Consider the following 16,999-nt stretch of genomic DNA (forward strand, 5'->3'; position numbering starts at 1 on the left):
TGAATAATGAATAGTGAATAATGATATCACGGACGATATAAGAGGAAAGCGGAGCTTTCCTTTGGACGGCCTCAGCGGACGGGCGTGAAGCGGAGAGACCGTAGCGAGCGCCCGGAGCATCCCTGTTTGAGCGCAGCGAGTTGGGATGCGACAGCGAGCGCAGGTCTCGAAGTAGCCCGTCAGCGTCAGCCTTGACCTTTTGGTTACTTTTGGGTCAAGCCAAAAGTGACATACCGATTGGGTCAAGCCAAAAGTGACACGCTATATCTCGTCAGGCGATTCCGAGTCGTCCCCTCCGGAAGCGGGCTTCTTACTGATATCTACAGAGGTCTCCCCGGCCTTCTCCGCACGAAGCACGGCTTGCTGAGCCTTGCGACTGGCCACCGGCTGGAACTCCAGTCCGGCGAAGATGTTCTTCAGGTCCTCACCCGGTATATACTGGATGTTGACACCGGTGATGTTTGTAGATGTGAATTTCTCAAGACTCTCCGCCCCCTCGTTGAGTATCTGTAGACGGAATTTGCCTAAATCGCCGAAATCCACCTGCTTTCCCTCTTGGAGGGCATCAAGCAGGTTCTCGACGGTGGAGATCAATACCGCTACCACGTCCGCACGGCTGACGGTGGTTTGCATGGATACCCGGCGACTCAGTTGCTTGAGCGACAGCTCTCCATTGACCTGTGCCGTGGCGTACGCTTTCGCCGGCTCGTCTTTCTTCAAAGGGTTGGGCCGAAGGGCCACACTGTAATTTAATGCCATAGTTTTAATAATTAAAAATTGATAATTGATAATTGAAAATGGGATCGATCTGTTTTCGATTACGAATGTACGACTTCCGGTTTCCTCCGGAATGAGTCTCGTAGAGGCGGTGTGAAATCGAGGGGAATAAGATGATAAAAGATGAATATTAGTGGATCGGATCGTTGCCGGATTCGTACTTTTTCAGTATCTTTATACCTGTAAATGAATTGAAAAACACCTATTTTATGCAAACAAACAACGAATATCTGGATGAGTGGCCGGTGCGCCCTTATAGCAAACGGGAGTTGGCCATGGCCTATGCTCCCGATATCAGTCCGTGTTCCGCCCTCAACCGCTTGGCGGGATGGGTCCGACATCATCAGAAGCTCAGCCATGAGCTGGATGAGACAGGCTACCAAAACCGGCAGCGGATTTTCACCTCCCTGCAAGTGGAACTGATCTTTCGCTATTTGGGCCGTCCTTGAACGAGGATCTTCCACGTTCGCTTTCGCATGCGTATATCGGCATCGCTTCATGTGTATATTGACGTTAGCCCACACGTATATCGCCGTGGCCCTATGCGGGCGTAGGCGTGAGGCGATGCCGGTGTACGTGTGGGGCGTGCGAGTAATGCAAATAATGCAAGTAATGCAGTACCTGTTTTCCCACACACGTGCGTACATACTTAAAAGAAGAGGAGGAAAAGGGATTATGTTTTCTTATAATCCCCTCGTTTTTCTCCCTTTCGGACGATTCCCTGTTTCTGCCAACGTTGCAAGCAACTGCATGCGGTGTTTTTGGGTATCTTCAGCTTCTCGGCTTCTTCCAAGAGGGATTGATAGGTGAACTCCGTATCCAAGGTGATGAAGAGACGTTCTTGGTCGGCCATGCCCCGGTTCTTCACCTCGTTGGCGGGAAGGAACGAGAGTATGTGTACGGCGTGTAGGTACATAGGCTCGGCCAAGGAAAGGACCGCTTGGAAATCATCCTCTTGGATGGAGAGATCCCAGCGGGTGATGATCCCGTCCTTGATGTTGTCGGCGCAGGTCTGCGGGTCTGGTGTGAGCCGGGGCGACTTGCGCAGGCTGGCGGCGAAGTCTCCCGCCTCCTCGCATTCCCCTGTTATTCGCAATAGGGCGACGATCGACAGGATACGTCCGATATTGATGGCCATCCGTACGACGGAGCTGTTCATCTCGTTGCCGGTGCCCTTCCGGGAGCGCTCGAACAAGGTTTGGAACACCTCGTTGAAGGAGGCGATTTGCGCGTCGGTCAAGCGAAGCGAGATCACCCCCAGTTTCTGGATCTCTCTCAAGTGAGCGATCCAGTCCTTGCCCAATTTCTGGAATTCCAGCGACGTGTCGGTCCGCTGTAGACTGAACTGGTTGATCCAGTGAAGTACACGGGGCATATAATAGAACATTTGCCGGGAGAACAATCCGTTCTCGCTGGAAGGGATCAGCGGCTTCACCTGCCCGGGCGTCCCGCTTATCAATACCGACAGGTGGGAGTGCCGCAGCTCCCGATACTCCCGGTCTGTCCGCCGGTTGTAACTGAGCGGGTCGTGATCGAACGAGCTGCGGATCACCTCGCTCCAATGGCCATAATCCGAGGCGATGGAGTTGCTGACCATGTCCGCCTCGGTCTCGCAGATGATCCCCACGCCGCCCGAGTCGATGATATTCTGCAAGATACCGGTACCGGTGTTGTTGCCGGAGAATATAAACATACGGTTGAGAGGCATTTCCGGTTCCTCGGCTTTCGCCTTTTCCCGTCCCAAGGAATTGAAGGAGGTCATCTCTTTCTTATACCTTTTCATCTCCTCCGCCACGGTCGCCCGGATCTCGTCGTGGATCGGTTGCACGAGCATTCGCGTCCATGCGAGCACGCCTTTTCCGGAGGCGGGGGGAGCGACGATGAAGGTTTGCAAACTGGAGAAGAACCATTTGCCTCCATATAGGAACCGCAGCGTCTGGGCGAGCGAGGCGCCCAAGGTGGTGAGCCCGCCGAGGAGGAGTACGTCCCGTTGCTCCCGGCTCTGTCCGAACGCCATGATCTGCCGCAACATCCGGGGCCACTCATGCCCCTCGGGGAAGAAGGGCAGGTGGGTGAACGGATCGACCTGCTCCTCGATCTCGATCTCTACGTTATTATCGCGCGCACGTGTGTGGGAAAAAGGTGCTGCATTACTTGCATTACTTGCATTATTTGCGTGCGTATCGCGGGGGCGGCTTGGAGGCTCCAGGCGTACGCCCGCCAGTTCGGCCAAGTGGAAGGCCGTACCGAGGTGTATCCTGTGGTCTCCCTTTTTCAAGGCGTTGGAGAAAAGCCGTTCGGCCTTCTCCCGGTTAAACTTCACCGATAGGGAACACAGGGCGATGAACCCTTCTCGTCCTGCCTCGCCGCAATCGTTGGCGATGGCAAACGCCAAGCGCACGTATTCACAATATCCGGGGGCGATATCTACACCCGCCGAACGAACCGCTTCTACTAAGCGGGATAAACTGTCTGACATGTAATTTATGATTTATGAGTTAGATTTCAAATCCTAAAAAGTGCGTTGGGATCATGACATAGGAAACAGGAGCGGACGATGTCTTTGCCGCTCGGGTCTACTTTCTGGGAGCCTCGCGTCTCTCCGTCGCCATACACATATTCCACGTAGTTCATTACGCCTAGGATATGCTCGGAGATATAGGCGGGTGTCTCGTTTCCGGGATGTTCCGGATAGGGGACGAAAGCCTTTACGCCTCGTTCGCTCGGGCTGATGAAGCAGAGAGCGGGGCATAGGTAGGCATCGTCGAACAGCTGTCTTCGGAGGGCTTCCGCCTCCGCGGTAGAGTCCAATCCGTCTACATCCACTACCACCAATCCGCTCGGGGCCAGGAGCCGATCGCTTTTCCGGTAGGAGAAAGTCCCGCAAGGCGTGACATACGGTAGCGTTTGCCGTTTCAGCTCGCTGAATCGTTCCTTGTCACCCGTCTCAAGCGGGAGGCGGAGCTGCCGGGTGAGGCGTTCGAGGGCCGGATCGCCGGTGATGAGTCGGGCCACCTCCTGTAAGGTGACTTCTCGACTGGGATATACGGTAGCCGGTCGTGATACTCGTCCCGTTAGGCTATCTTTGACCGGTGAGATCGGGGCTGCGAAAAGGGACATTTTAAATTCATTTTTCATGTATTCTTTTTCTTAGATTAACGGCGGTGAAGGTCGGATTAATAAAATAAAGTGCGGGACGAACAGTTCGTCCCAATGTTAATGGTGTTGACATGATTAAATAAAAGATAACAGAATAAACAAGGATTTAAGGAGGATTTATATGAAAAAAGAAGACGTGGTGGCGGGTATGTTGGCTTATATAGCCCACCTTCGTGAGGTGGGGCGTTATTCCACGGCGAAGAGTTATCTGGACGCTTTACGCTCGTTCAAGTGTTTTTGCGGGATGGAGGAAATCCCTTATGCCTATATAGACAAAGAGAGGCTCTTGCTTTATCAGGCATGGCTGTCGAAGCGGGGCTGTATGCGCAATACGGTGTCCACCTATATGCGGCGAATCCGGCATATCTATAACTTGGCGGTGGAGGCTGGCGAGGTTTCGTATATCCCGAATCTGTTCAAGGGGGTATTTACAGGCGTGGAGAGCAAGCGGAAGAAGGCGTTGCCTTTGGATTGCTTGCGCTCGTTGATGGGGACTCCGAGAGTTGAGCCGGAGATGCGGAGAACCCAGCTGTGTTTTTGCCTGATGTTCTCGTTCAGCGGGATGGCGTTCGTGGATTTCGCCCATTTGCGGAAAGAGAATGTCAAGGACGGGGTCTTGTCGTACCACCGTCAGAAGAGCGGGTCTTTCATCCGGGTGGAGATCCCGGCCGATGTACGGCTCTTGTTGGATGAGTTGGCGGTTTGCACGGACAAGGACTCGCCTTACCTGTTCCCGTTTCTGAGCGGGAAGAAAACGGGTGAGGCGGCCTATGCGGAATACAACGGCGCCTTGCTGCGCTTTAACCGCGACTTGAGGTCGCTGGCGGAGACTTGTGGTGTGGGTGAGCCGGTCACCTCGTACACGATCCGTCACTCTTTCGCCACGACCTTGAAGGAACAGGACGTACCGATCGAGATGATCAGCGAGCTGTTGGGGCATACGTCTATCAAGACCACGCAAATTTACTTGAAGAGCTTTTCCTTGGAACGTCTGTCGGCGGTGAACCGGGCTTGCTTCGAGAGCGTGTATAAACCGGTATCCGAGGTGGGGTAAGAGATTAGCTACTCGGGAAGTAGCGTAAAAGGAGGTGAAAATTACCCAGCTGTAGAGACGGAGCGTGCTCCGTCTCCCATCGTCTGACGGTAATTTAAATACCATTTTGAGGAGATGAGACGGGGCACGCCCCGTCTCTACAGGGATACACACAGGTTATGGGGCATGGTGGAATGATACCGGGAACAAGAGGTCGTTTCACCCGCGTCACCATGTCTATACGTTTAGGATAAAATGGGAAAATCAAAGAATCGAGAGGATCAAACGCCTACAATGAGTAAACAAGCGGATCTATTCGCTTGTTTTTAGTTATTTTTTACTATATTCGCGGCATGAAAGAATACGCTACTTCCCGAGTAGCTAAATATTCACTAGGTATGGTAATTTTCAGAAATGCCATATTTGAAAACTTAAAGTGCTGTGTGTTAGGCGTAAATAGGGTACGCTTGGCAGGGCTTTGAATTGTCGTTTAATCAGAGGGGAACTCCTCGTATATCTTAGGGAAAAGAGAATCATGCCGACGTGTATTTTGAGAAACGATCGTCCGAAGGGGGGCCTGACACAGGCCGGCAAGCGTCATGACTTGAAAGCCGTGCGCTGGTACGTGCTCACGCTTCCTACCGCCGCGGGTGGACGGCGTGACCGGATCAGTCCCTCCAAAGGCTTGGACGTGGAGCTTTCCCGGCGGGAACGTCGGGGAGAGGCTCTTTTCGAGTATTTCGCCCCCTCGTACGTGGAGGTGCGAAAGGTGGGTGGCAAGCTGGTCAACACGAGGCGACCTTTGCTGTTCAACTACGTGTTTATCCGTTCTTCGGTAGAGGAAATTTTCCGCATGAAGCAGGCACTCCCCTTGTATAATTTCCTTCCCCGTGTCTCTTCCGGGAGTACGACTTATTTCCCGCACCTCTTGGATCAGGAGATGGCGAATTTGCGCTGGGTGGCGGAGGCTTACTCCAACGAACTTCCGGTGTACGTGCCGGAGAGCGCCCGCTTGTTGAAGGGGGATCGGGTACGCATAACATCCGGTTATTTTACCGGAATGGAGGCCGAGGTGGTGATCCAGCCGGGCGGCGGTCATAAGGAGGTGATGGCACGCATACTGGATTGCATGTGGGTACCCTTGTTCGAGGTGAAGGCGGGTGAGTACGAGTTGATCGAGTTGAATGCGAAGAGCAAGCACGTTTATACCCATCTGGACAACGACCGCCTGTCGGAGGGCCTGCACGAGGCCTTGGGACGTTACCATGTTTCCGGCAGTGTCTGCGAGGAGGATCGACGATTGGCCGGCGAGGTACTGCGGGGGTATGCCTCTTTGCGTGCGGAGACAGACGTGATGCGCTGCAAGCTGTGCGCATTGCTGCTCCCGACCTATAAGCTGTCGGGTGATGAGGAGGCTTTCGTTCGCTTGCACGACACGATGCGCGGCTTATTGCCTGTCGTGAAAGCACCGCAATCTCGTGCCCTGTTGCTGGTCACCTTGTACGGCTGTACGGATAACGCTCTCTACCGTCGCATGGCACACGAGCTAGTGGATCCTTGGCAAGTCGATCCCTCGCCTAAGAAAAGCAAATTATCCTTGATCCGCCGGCTGGGCGACTATGATAGATGGCTGGGCCACGAATCAGTTGACAGCTGAGAAGTGGCAGTTGACAGTTTAAATCATAATCCAAAATTCATAATTCAAATTTGATGTCTACCCTTCCTTCCGGCGTTCGTTTGGTGGCGTTGCTGAACGACCATTTGCGCGAGATCATGGGGCGCGAGCGTGCGAACCATACCTCCATGCACTTGTATTGTACGGGGCCTTACTGGGTCGCCTTCGAGCGTTCGGCCTATCAGTTACGCCGTGCGTTCCCGGACAGCGAGACCACGCCGATGCGCCTGTTCGGGTATCCGTTTCCGGTCGTGATGGTGTCCGTAACGGATCGCTCGCTGCGTTCGTACGCCCGCAAGCATATCTTGCGGATAGACGAGCCGGATTATAAGCGATTGACCGTCCCCGTTTTCCCTGCGGAAGATTACCGGTCGTGGCACGACCGGGAGGTATCGGGACTGCCGTATCCCCACACGTACGGATTTCAGAGAAATTAATACGATTATCACATATGTACCGACAACAATTCTTTCCCCGTCTGGGTGATTACATCGACACGCTGCTGAAAGTCACCAAGCTGACCAAATCCATCGTCTGCGTAACCGGAGGTATGGGCGGCAGTACCTATAACGCTTTAAAAAAGGTATAGACATGCATTTCAGCATCTATGTCCGTCTGTTGGACCTCCTTTGGGAACATCTGGATGACGAGGATCGGTTCCGCCAGCTGGCCCACGAGGCCGTGGAGCGGTATATCTCTCACATGCGGGGGAAGATGGATGAAAGAAAGAAATAATCTTATACGTTAGGATCATGCAAACATCTTTGTTTCTATTATTCGGTTTCCTGTTTGCCGTATCGCTCGGCATGGTGATCATCCCGAGGATCTTGGTGATTTCCCATAAGAAACGGCTCTATGATGTCCCGGACGCCCGTAAGGTACATACGATGCCGGTTCCTCGTCTGGGTGGGCTGTCCTTTTTTCCAGTGATCCTGATGTCGATGTTCCTGGTGATCGGTTTTCGTCTGTACTTTTGGGATGTGAACGTGTCCGGCTTGTCATTCAATATGCTTTATGAGTACCTGTTCCTGTTCGTGGGCATGACGCTGCTTTATCTGGTGGGTGTTTGCGACGATCTGGTCGGTGTAGGCTACCGCTATAAGTTCGCCGTGCAGATTGCTGCGGCGTTTCTGTTGGTACTGTCAGGCAACTGGTTCGACTCGTTTGGTGGCTTGTTCGGTATTTACTCGGTGCCGGTTTGGGTAGGGGTGCCGTTCACGGTGTTTATCGTGGTATATATAACAAATGCCATTAACTTGATTGATGGTATCGACGGCCTGGCCTCGGGCCTGTGTTGTATCGCCTTGTCGGTCTTGAGCGTGATATTCTTTCTTCGTGGGCAGTATGTTTACGCCTTGTTGGCGATCTGTACGCTGGGTATCCTTATGCCCTTTTGGTGCTACAACGTGTTCGGTAACGCCAACCGTGGACATAAGCTTTTCATGGGGGATGCCGGCAGCCTTACGCTGGGCTACGTGATCAGCTTCCTGATCATCCACATGAGCGTGACGAACGAGGTCTCTCCGACATTGTCCAACCCGTACATGGTGATCGCTTTCTCTACGGTACTGGTTCCGCTGCTGGACGTGATCCGTGTGGTCTTGCATCGCCTGCGTGAGCACAAGAATCCGTTTTTGCCGGATAAGAATCACTTTCATCATAAGTTGTTGCGCACGGGGATGCGGGTACGGATGGTGATGGTTTGTATCATTGCGATTTCCGCTTTCTTTATCCTGCTTAATAGCTCGTTGGCATGGCGTGTTGACATAACCTATTTGTTTTTCTTAAACCTCTTTTGCTGGAGTATATTGCATGTAGGCTTGAATGGGCTGATTAAGCGTAATCGGGAACGGAAAGAGAGCGAACAACTGCGATAAGTAAAGAATTATTATCGGGATAGGTGTGTGGAAATCGTAAATGTCCGTATCTTTGGCTTCGTGGCTCGTGATCAACAGACACCTGGGTTCTCTCTCATTTAAAAAATGAATTGGAGGAATTGTTTGCGTATATTTATGTGCGGAATTTGATATCCGATGCAATTACATGGGACACTGGCTCATATTAAAATCAGAATTAATTTTTTACAGAACTCGGTTTAGGACACTGTACGGTGCCCTTTTGAGGGTGTGTGCCCTAAATTGAGTGCTTATTACTCATGTTACAACCTTCTATAAAGAAAAACTTCGCTTATAAAAGCGTACTGACTCTTTCCACTTATTTGATCAATTTCATTACGTTTCCATACGTGGCTCGGGTGCTAGGTGTTGAACGTATCGGTTTGGTTAATTTTGTGGATAATACGGTGAATTATTTCTTATTGTTCGCTACAATGGGGGTTGGGCTCCTAGGCGTTCGAGAGATAGCGGCGGTAAAAGAGGATAAGAAACGTAGGGATCAAGTGTATTCAAGCGTGTTAGCCTTGAATCTGTTATTCACCTTGGTATCGTTGGGTATATATCTACTTTGTGTAGTGACAATACCTAAGCTGTGTCAATATGACGAGTTGTTTTATATAGGAACGGCAAAGATACTTTTTACCGTATTTCTAGTGGAATGGTTTTTTACGGGAGTAGAGAATTTCCGGTATATTACGTTGAGAAGTATCCTTATAAAAGTTCTTTATATAATCAGTGTTTTCCTATTCGTAAGAGATACGTCGGACTATCGACTTTATTTTATACTCACGGTAGGAGTGGTTGTATTGAACGCTCTTATCAATCAATTATATATTCGAGAATTCGTACGGGTTAGATGGAATAATATTCAATTATTCAAGTGTCTTAAACAGAACGTGACATTGGGTATTTATACGTTGATGACCTCGATGTATCTCACCTTTAATGTGATGTATTTGGGACTGGTGTCTAATAACACGGAGGTAGGTTATTATACAACAGCGTTTAAGCTGTACTCCGTGGTCTTGGGTTTCTTTACCGCATTCACGAATGTCATGTTGCCTCGGATGAGTTCCTTGCTGGCGAATGGAGAGAAGGATCGTTTCCAAGAATTGGTGAATCGTTCGTTCTCTGTGATGTCGACTTGCTGCATCCCCTTGATCCTCTGTAGTATGATAATGGCCCCTCAGATTGTTTATATCCTATCTGGTCCCGGCTATGAGGGAGCGATATTACCCATGCGGATTATCATGCCAGCGGCGTTCGCCGTAGGTGTGGCTCAGGTATTGGCAATACAGGTATTGATGCCGATGAAGAAGGATAAGGTGTTATTGGTAGCATCGATCATAGGAGCGGTTGTCAGCTTGTTGATTAATTTGCTGGTGGTTCCTTATATAGAAAGTGTAGGCTCTGCGGTTGTACTATTATGTTCTGAGGCTGTGGTTACGGGAGCATATCTGTGGTATGTACTATCGCATAAATTAACATTGATTTCTGTTAAAACTATTGGAAAAAGTGTATTGTATTCTTTACCAAGTGTGGTAGTTTGTTGGGGATGTGGACGGTGGATTGAGAATGAGTTCGTAGGAGTGGGATGTGCGTTTTTGTTAAGCTTGTTTTGTCTGATATATGCGAATAGGGCTTATTTCCGTGGTTTAATATAGAAAAAGATATTCTTTATATTTTATCTCTTCTTTTTACCTTTTATGTGTTGTAGGGTTGTAGTATGTGAATGTCTTGATAAAAAATTACGGACAAATAAGCCTCTGTTTATTCTTATCCTTACTTATTGTGTATTGATGATGGCTTTTTATATTTGAAAAATAGATTTGATTGTATGGATGTGTCAGTTATAATTGTTAATTATAATACATTGGATATTACCAAAAAATGTATTGATAGCTTGTTCGAAAAAACGAAAGATATATCATTCGAGGTTATAGTGGTCGATAATGCGTCAAAGGATGGAAGCTATGAGTGTTTTTTTTATGATGATCGTATAATATATAAATATTTGCCTGAAAATTTAGGCTTTGGAAGGGCGAATAATATAGGAATCAATTTATCTAAGGGGCGAAATGTTCTTTTTCTCAATTCGGATACTGTGCTGTTAAATAATGCGGTTAAAATTTTGTCTGATTTTTTAGATTTAAATTTGAATGTGGGTGCTTGTGGAGGAAACTTGTATGATGGGTGTATGAATCCAGCTCAATCTTATAGAATGATGCTTCCGTCCGTCGCTTGGGAATTGAATAGCTTATTTAATAATTTTTTAGAGAAGATTTGTTGGGGACGTAATACATATTTTAATCATACAGGTAAGGTTTTAGAAGTTGGGTATATAATAGGAGCTGATATGATGGTTAAGCGTAAAGTCCTAGATGAAGTGGGATTTTTCTCAAATGAGTTTTTTATGTATTATGAAGAAACTGAACTTACTTTTAGGATAAAGCGTGCAGGGTATAATGTGATATCTATTCCCGATAGTCGCATTCAGCATTTAGAGGGAAAAAGTTTTGGGTATCAAAAAATATCAGAAAATAGAATCAAATGTTTAGAGGAAAGCCGTTGTAAATATTATAAATTATGTTCTAGTTCGTTAGTTCGGAAAATCACTTCTGTTATTTATTGTTTAAATATTTTTATTCGATTTGTCGTTTTTTGTTTGCTTTTAAGTTTTAATAAGATTGCTTATTATAGCTTGAAAATGAAATATTTTTGCTTGGCGAGTAGAAAGTGCTGATGCTTTTTATATATCCATAAATATCTGTGGCATGTTTTGTGTTATTTAAATTTTTGTTTGTTGGAGGGTTTATTCGATGTGCTTAATATATGAGTCCTGTTTATAGTGTAGAATATAGTATTCCATATTTGTTGATGTCTTTTATTTTCTTGTTCCTTTCATATTATGAGTACCGACAAGGAACAAATAAAAGCGTTAGGCTTATATGTATAGTGTTTTTTGTGTTATTTTATGGGTTGAGAGGTTTCGTAGGATGGGATTGGCAAGGTTATTATCCTTCTTTTGAGCTAATCGATACACTGCGTGATATTTCCATTGATAGCTTTTTTATAATAACAACTACTGGTGTAGAATTTGATGCGGTAGAGCCGGGATATATATTGTATCAATCAGTCGTTAAGACGATTTTTAATAATTGGTACTTTTTTGTTTTTATTTCAACTTGTATAGATGTTTGGGTTTTTGATAAATTTTTCTCTCGCTATTCTTTTAATTATGCGTTTTCATTCTTTGTTTTTATTGCTATTCATTCTGCGTTAGAGCTGGATTTATTACGAAATGTTAAGGCGTTACTTGTATTTATTTTATCAATAGATTCTATATATCGGAAGAAATGTATGAACTTATTGTTGCTTACATTTGTAGGATTAAGTTTTCATAGATCTTATTTGTTGTATGTTGTATTTTACTTTATTGGATTTAAAAACTTTGGATTGAAATTTTGGTGGGTAATATTTGTTGTTGTGAATTTTATTTATTTGCTCGGGTTGCCAGTTGTTTCTTCATTGATTTTTCCTCTTGTCTCTAGTCTAGGGGGGACTATTTCTGATAAAGTTGATGCGTATGCAGCTAGTGACGTGTTTTCGATGTCAAGAGGATTTACTTTTGGGTATTTTATGCGAGCGTTTTTGTTTTTATTGGTTGCTTGTAAATATGATAAAATAATTTCTGATGACAGGAATGTTATTATTGTAAATATTTTTTTTGCTTATATAGTGGCAAGTTTAGGGATGACAGATATGCGAATTGTTGCAGATAGGATGGAATATTCATTGGGATTTATATTGTGGGTTATATTACCACTTTTGCTGCATGTGTATTTTCGAAATGCAAATAGGGTGATTATACTTTCATTAATACTTTTCTTCTGTTTTTTTAAATTAGTAAGTGTTTCTAGTAATGCTATGTGGAAATACGAAAATGTGTTGTTGGGTGCCGTGGACTATGAGCATAGATTAATCACTCATAGAGCCGTTGCAGTTGAAATTTTTAATAATAATTAATATAATATATGAGGGTACAATGAGAGTATATATAATTGTTGCTGTTTTTGGTAATACGAAGGAGAATCATGCAGGAATGTATTATCTGGCTAAAAAATTGAAAGAAGAATCTAGAAACAAGATTTCTGTGATATCTACTCCTACAAAGTATGCAGGGGTTTTATCTCCTGTCTATAGACTTTTAAATATTATTATAGGTCTGTATTTAAGGCTAAAAGTGTAGATACTAATTGAAAAGTGCACCGTATTTTAATTGAAAAGAGCTCCATCCATACTTGTTACAAAATTACATATAAGTTTAAAATCTTCATTTATCTTGTCTCATTTTTTGTGTTTCTTTGAGCCTATAAGAGAGTCCGGTCATATTTACCAGATAGGCTTTATGTGTAAGCCTGTCGACCATTGCCGCTACAAGCACCTTGTCCTTTATGATTTCATTCCATCTGTTAAAAGCCAAATTAGTAGTAATGATTGTAGCTTTTTTCCCGGCCCTTAAGGACAAGTGGTTAAAAAGCAGTTCTCCTCCTTCCTTGTCACAACTGACATATCCGAATTCATCACAGATAACCAGATCGTATTTTTCAAACCGTAATTGCAACGCCCGCAGTGTCTTTGCGGATTTGGCTTCCCTTATCTGGGTAAGCAAGACAGGGACTGAAGTAAACAATACGGTAAAATCCTGCTGGCAGGCCTTTATTCCTAAAGCCGTAGCAATATGAGTCTTTCCCGTCCCCGGATTTCCATACAGGACTATGTTTCTTCCCTCCCTGATGAAGTCCAGTGTTTCCAATTCAGGCAATATTATCTGTGCCTCTTTGGGCATGTCTTCCATGACAAGTTCATGCAGATACTTCATTTGTGGGAATCCCGCAGATTTTATCCTTGATTTTCTTCTACATTCCCTTCTTCTGACACTTTCCTTTCCAAGCAATTCGGTCAAGAAATGCAAATGGCTCCAGTTTTCTCCGGCTGCCAATGAAAGGGTGTATTCCAGTTCCTCTTTGAAGGCCAGCAGCTTCAGTTCTGTCGCATAGTCATAAATGGTTTCTTTTTCTGATTTCATATATTATAAACTTAAATGGTTGGTATTATATCATGCGCTTCATTGTATCCTGTCATGAGTGCCGTAATGCCTTCAAGCATATCCACGGCTTCTCTTTCTATATTCTCTTGTTGTGCCGGAAGAACAGGCGACTCCATGGATTCTTCCATCTCTTCCTGTGCGTTGCCATGCAACATGGCCTTTACCTGTTCCGGAGATATCTTTCTGACACCACGTCCGGTCAGTTCCCTGCATGCCCTGATGATGTCTGTCCCGGAAAAACCATTTTCCCATGCATAGTCCAGCAGCAGGACGAATGCCCTGTTGTCATTCTTGAAATAGCTGTCATACAGTCTTTTCAGTTCTTCCGGTGCTCTTTGCCAGACCACAGAATGAGGTAATGCACCCGGTTTACGGGAAAGTGTACGCAAGTAGTGCTCCAGCTTGATGCACCAGTCGCCACCACAATAACTGCGTTGGTGCGAGGCCACTTTCTCCTTCCCGTACAGGATGACGATTTTTTCACTGTAGACCTTGACATGTACTTTTTCTCCTACAAGGGAATCAGGTACGGAATAATGAACATTTTTCATGCTGACAGTCGACCACTTGTCCACGATGTACTCATTGACCTCAAAACAGCCAAGGTTGCCGGGAAAAGGCTTCAGCGATGACAAATCAGCCTCCAGACGCGATGATTTCTCCGCTGTTGAAAGACTGCCCTGCTCGTTGTTGACCTGCGTACACATTCGGTTCAAATGCTCCTGGGCGGAACGTATGTCATTGAAATGGTCAGTCAGGCAGAAAGCTTTCCTCCTGACATATTCCACGCTGCGTTCCACATGCCCTTTCTCCCATCCGGCCCGTACATTACAGAAACGGTACTCAAAACAATAGAAACCGGACATCTTCATCAGGGCTTCCGTAGGCTTCTTGTCACCACCGACAAAGCTCTTGACGGCTACACGCATATTGTCATAGACCATCATGGCGGGGACACCATGTATATCCCTGAAGAAGTTGCGGTGGGATTCCATGAAGGCAAGCGTATTCTGATGCCTGAAAAGGTAGGCGTATCTGCCATTGCTATGCCCGAAAGTGAATACGGCCAGATAAAACTTGGTCTTGACACCGTCAATAAAAAGAAGGACTTCACCCCAGTCAAACTCAACAATGCATCCCGGCTCATAGAACAACCGGATAAAGGCTTCGCTCTTTTTCTTCTCTTTGTATGACTCTATATTTTTTATATAACTGCACACTGTGGCATAACTGATGGTATATCCTTTGGATAACAGAAACTGGTGGATATCCTTCTTCAGCATGCGCTGCTTGCGAAGCCCCGTAGCTACCTTAACGGCATTCTTCTTCAGGCAAAACCCGATCTCGTCCTTAATCTCTTGTGTAAGGCGGCGAGGGCGGCGTTTGGAACTGTCATACTTGGGCTGGACGGTAAGCAAATCACTCAAAGCCTCTTCCGGATTATCAGTACGGATGGCTGATTCGTATTCTGAAAGAATATTGTCAACGGTATGACGGCTGACATGAAGTTCACGAGAGATACGCCGTTTGCTATAACCGCATACTCTATACATGTGTATTATTGATTGTCTTTCTACCATAGTCTTCATTTTACCTTTGTATTTGGATGATACAAAGGTCATTATACTTATCCTATGGCGGCGCACTTTTCAATTGGAATATTGGTGCACTTTTCAATTAGTATCTACACGTTCTTCTCATGCAACACTTCTAAGGCCTTTTCTTGCAGCAGATCGAAATCAAGGGGCTCATGCGAAGTACCTATGCTGGTTTCCGGTTCGTATGTGAGTGCTCCCATACCCCCATTTCCCACTAGACTTAGACGGTCGAGCGCTGACAATTGGGTATCGTTGATGCCTTCTTTGAGCAAGGCCTTATGCAAGAGGTAGCGACCATAGCCATCGGGCAGACTGTCTTCGAAAACACCGAAATTCCCATAAAAAGGTGAGGGCTTTGCGATGAATAATCCCGGTTTCAGCGGAAGTTCCAATGGGGATATACTGAAACCGTTGGAAAGCCATGCTTTATCGTATTCAAAGGCACACTGTTTGTTGTCGGGAGTGAGCGAAAGCGTCCCGACTATCTGTTCGTGATACTTTACGATAAGTCTTTCTATTTTTTTGATTCTCATTACTTATGTACTTTTTTCTTGTTGGTATTCTTGCGGATTTGTAGTAGCTCCTCCATGGTGGAGTATTTTGGTTCGGAAAAAAGCTTCTTTATCTCCGAAGTGTAACCTAATGCCATTGCTATGCCGATAAGGTTCTTGAGTGAGATAAGACCTTTCTGTTCGAATCGCACGATATTACTGACTGCTACACCTGCCTTCTCCGACACTTGTTCGCGTGTCAGATTCTTCTCTATACGTCGCTTGCGGAAGTCGTTGGCTATTTCTTTAGCGATCTCATCCGGGTTGTCTAGCGTATAGTTGTCAAGAACTGATAACATATTATTTGTTTCCTGCATCTTTATTTGGATAATAGTAATATATTATTAGTTGCAAAGGTAGTAAAAAGCTCTGTATTCTCATCGTCTTATGCGTGGCTTTTTAAAAGTTCAAGAAGATGTTTGTGGAATTAAATAAAAAACTCTATCTTTGCACTCGATTTTCCGCAGAGGGTAAATAAGTGGAGCCGGAGACGGAGCCCACCCCCGGGACCTAACCTGTTTAAAAGATTTTAAGACAGATGTACGTAATCGTAGAAATTAACGGACAACAGTTCAAGGCTGAGCAAGGCAAGAAATTGTTCGTTCATCACATTCAGAACGCGGAAAGCGGTGCTGTTGTGGAGTTTGACAAGGTGTTGTTAGTAGATAACAACGGTGAGGTAACAGTGGGTGTTCCTACTGTAGAGGGCGCAAAGGTAGTATGCGAGGTATTATCTCCGCTGGTAAAAGGTGACAAGGTGCTGGTATTCCACAAGAAGAGAAGAAAAGGTTACCGTAAATTGAACGGTCACCGTCAGCAGTTCACTGAGGTGAGTATTAAAGAAGTTATTGCTTAACGTTTAAAGGAGAAGAAAAGAAATGGCACATAAAAAAGGTGTGGGTAGTTCTAAGAACGGCCGTGAATCACAAAGTAAAAGATTAGGTGTTAAGCTTTTTGGTGGTGAGGTTGCTAAAGCTGGTAACATCATCGTTCGTCAAAGAGGTACGGTTCATCATCCGGGCGAGAACGTAGGTATCGGTAAGGATCATACGTTGTATGCGTTGGTAGATGGCGTTGTTACTTTCCGTAGAGGAAAAGAAAACAGATCATTTGTTTCTGTAAAAGAAGTTGTTGCTGAGGCTTAAGTTTCTGCGACCAAAGAATAAGGAAAAGGATATCCTGAAAAGGGGTATCCTTTTTT

General features: G+C 45.9%; 18 protein-coding genes and 1 pseudogene. 12 read left to right on the plus strand and 7 right to left on the minus strand.

The genetic code is table 11. The features are described from left to right. Positions 1-261: 261 nt before the first annotated feature. A complete protein-coding gene (locus tag BDI_RS01465; protein WP_005865971.1) occupies positions 262-759 on the minus strand; it encodes an HU family DNA-binding protein in 498 nt (165 codons plus the stop codon). A gap of 227 nt (positions 760-986) precedes the next feature. Here BDI_RS01465 and BDI_RS01470 point away from each other — a divergent pair, with 227 nt between their 5' ends. Beyond that, positions 987-1,226, plus strand: a complete 240-nt coding sequence (locus tag BDI_RS01470) for a DUF4248 domain-containing protein (RefSeq protein WP_034527861.1) — start codon at positions 987-989, stop codon at positions 1,224-1,226. Positions 1,227-1,450: 224 nt separating this feature from the next. Here BDI_RS01470 and BDI_RS01475 read toward each other — a convergent pair whose 3' ends face one another. Continuing rightward, entirely contained in the window at positions 1,451-3,256 is a 1,806-nt protein-coding gene (locus tag BDI_RS01475) for a DUF3987 domain-containing protein (protein ID WP_011965951.1), read from the minus strand. A gap of 26 nt (positions 3,257-3,282) precedes the next feature. Continuing rightward, positions 3,283-3,915: a BT4734/BF3469 family protein gene (locus BDI_RS01480; protein WP_011965952.1), complete on the minus strand. Its 633-nt coding sequence runs from the start codon at positions 3,913-3,915 to the stop codon at positions 3,283-3,285. 142 nt (positions 3,916-4,057) lie between these two features. Between BDI_RS01480 and BDI_RS01485 the strand changes: the two genes are divergently transcribed. The 9 genes from BDI_RS01485 (at position 4,058) to BDI_RS01515 (ending at position 12,565) form a co-directional block, all read left to right on the plus strand. After that, positions 4,058-4,990, plus strand: coding sequence for a tyrosine-type recombinase/integrase (locus BDI_RS01485; RefSeq protein ID WP_008780828.1), 933 nt, complete (start codon positions 4,058-4,060; stop codon positions 4,988-4,990). Between the two features lie 514 nt (positions 4,991-5,504). After that, positions 5,505-6,626: a transcriptional regulator gene (locus tag BDI_RS01490; RefSeq protein WP_011965953.1), complete on the plus strand. Its 1,122-nt coding sequence runs from the start codon at positions 5,505-5,507 to the stop codon at positions 6,624-6,626. A gap of 53 nt (positions 6,627-6,679) precedes the next feature. Next, positions 6,680-7,081 (plus strand): hypothetical protein, encoded by a 402-nt coding sequence (locus BDI_RS01495; RefSeq protein ID WP_036632613.1) that lies wholly within the window; start codon positions 6,680-6,682, stop codon positions 7,079-7,081. A gap of 14 nt (positions 7,082-7,095) precedes the next feature. After that, positions 7,096-7,233: a hypothetical protein gene (locus BDI_RS20955; protein ID WP_005861865.1), complete on the plus strand. Its 138-nt coding sequence runs from the start codon at positions 7,096-7,098 to the stop codon at positions 7,231-7,233. A gap of 2 nt (positions 7,234-7,235) precedes the next feature. Then, positions 7,236-7,379 carry a hypothetical protein gene (locus BDI_RS20960; RefSeq protein WP_172580090.1) on the plus strand — a complete coding sequence of 48 codons (144 nt, stop codon included), beginning with the start codon at positions 7,236-7,238 and terminating at the stop codon, positions 7,377-7,379. Between the two features lie 17 nt (positions 7,380-7,396). Further along, a complete protein-coding gene (locus tag BDI_RS01500) occupies positions 7,397-8,521 on the plus strand; it encodes an MraY family glycosyltransferase (RefSeq protein WP_009276584.1) in 1,125 nt (374 codons plus the stop codon). 278 nt (positions 8,522-8,799) lie between these two features. Continuing rightward, positions 8,800-10,203: a flippase gene (locus tag BDI_RS01505; protein ID WP_011965955.1), complete on the plus strand. Its 1,404-nt coding sequence runs from the start codon at positions 8,800-8,802 to the stop codon at positions 10,201-10,203. A 173-nt stretch (positions 10,204-10,376) separates the two neighbouring features. After that, positions 10,377-11,282, plus strand: a complete 906-nt coding sequence (locus tag BDI_RS01510; RefSeq protein WP_011965956.1) for a glycosyltransferase family 2 protein — start codon at positions 10,377-10,379, stop codon at positions 11,280-11,282. Between the two features lie 89 nt (positions 11,283-11,371). Next, complete coding sequence (locus BDI_RS01515; RefSeq protein ID WP_011965957.1) at positions 11,372-12,565, plus strand: EpsG family protein; 1,194 nt, start codon at positions 11,372-11,374, stop codon at positions 12,563-12,565. A 307-nt stretch (positions 12,566-12,872) separates the two neighbouring features. On the opposite strand, the gene istB is transcribed toward BDI_RS01515, so the two are convergent. The 4 genes and pseudogenes from istB to BDI_RS01540 all read right to left on the minus strand — a co-directional run bounded on the left by istB (position 12,873) and on the right by BDI_RS01540 (position 16,115). Beyond that, positions 12,873-13,628: an IS21-like element helper ATPase IstB gene (istB, locus tag BDI_RS01525; RefSeq protein WP_011965959.1), complete on the minus strand. Its 756-nt coding sequence runs from the start codon at positions 13,626-13,628 to the stop codon at positions 12,873-12,875. 11 nt (positions 13,629-13,639) lie between these two features. Then, positions 13,640-15,238, minus strand: a complete 1,599-nt coding sequence (gene istA, locus BDI_RS01530) for an IS21 family transposase (RefSeq protein WP_011965960.1) — start codon at positions 15,236-15,238, stop codon at positions 13,640-13,642. A gap of 101 nt (positions 15,239-15,339) precedes the next feature. Then, positions 15,340-15,780, minus strand: a pseudogene (locus tag BDI_RS01535) (HipA N-terminal domain-containing protein); the annotation flags it as partial. Continuing rightward, positions 15,780-16,115, minus strand: a complete 336-nt coding sequence (locus tag BDI_RS01540) for a helix-turn-helix domain-containing protein (RefSeq protein ID WP_005861905.1) — start codon at positions 16,113-16,115, stop codon at positions 15,780-15,782. The gene BDI_RS01540 and the pseudogene BDI_RS01535, both read right to left, overlap by 1 nt. Positions 16,116-16,336: 221 nt before the next feature. Here BDI_RS01540 and rplU point away from each other — a divergent pair, with 221 nt between their 5' ends. Both rplU and rpmA read left to right on the plus strand, forming a co-directional pair. Beyond that, on the plus strand, positions 16,337-16,654 hold the full coding sequence (rplU, locus tag BDI_RS01545; protein ID WP_005861907.1) for a 50S ribosomal protein L21: 318 nt from the start codon (positions 16,337-16,339) through the stop codon (positions 16,652-16,654). A 22-nt stretch (positions 16,655-16,676) separates the two neighbouring features. Beyond that, entirely contained in the window at positions 16,677-16,943 is a 267-nt protein-coding gene (gene rpmA, locus BDI_RS01550; RefSeq protein WP_005861909.1) for a 50S ribosomal protein L27, read from the plus strand. The last annotated feature ends 56 nt before the right edge of the window (positions 16,944-16,999 follow it).

The organism is Parabacteroides distasonis ATCC 8503 (assembly GCF_000012845.1).
GTDB lineage: Bacteria > Bacteroidota > Bacteroidia > Bacteroidales > Tannerellaceae > Parabacteroides > Parabacteroides distasonis.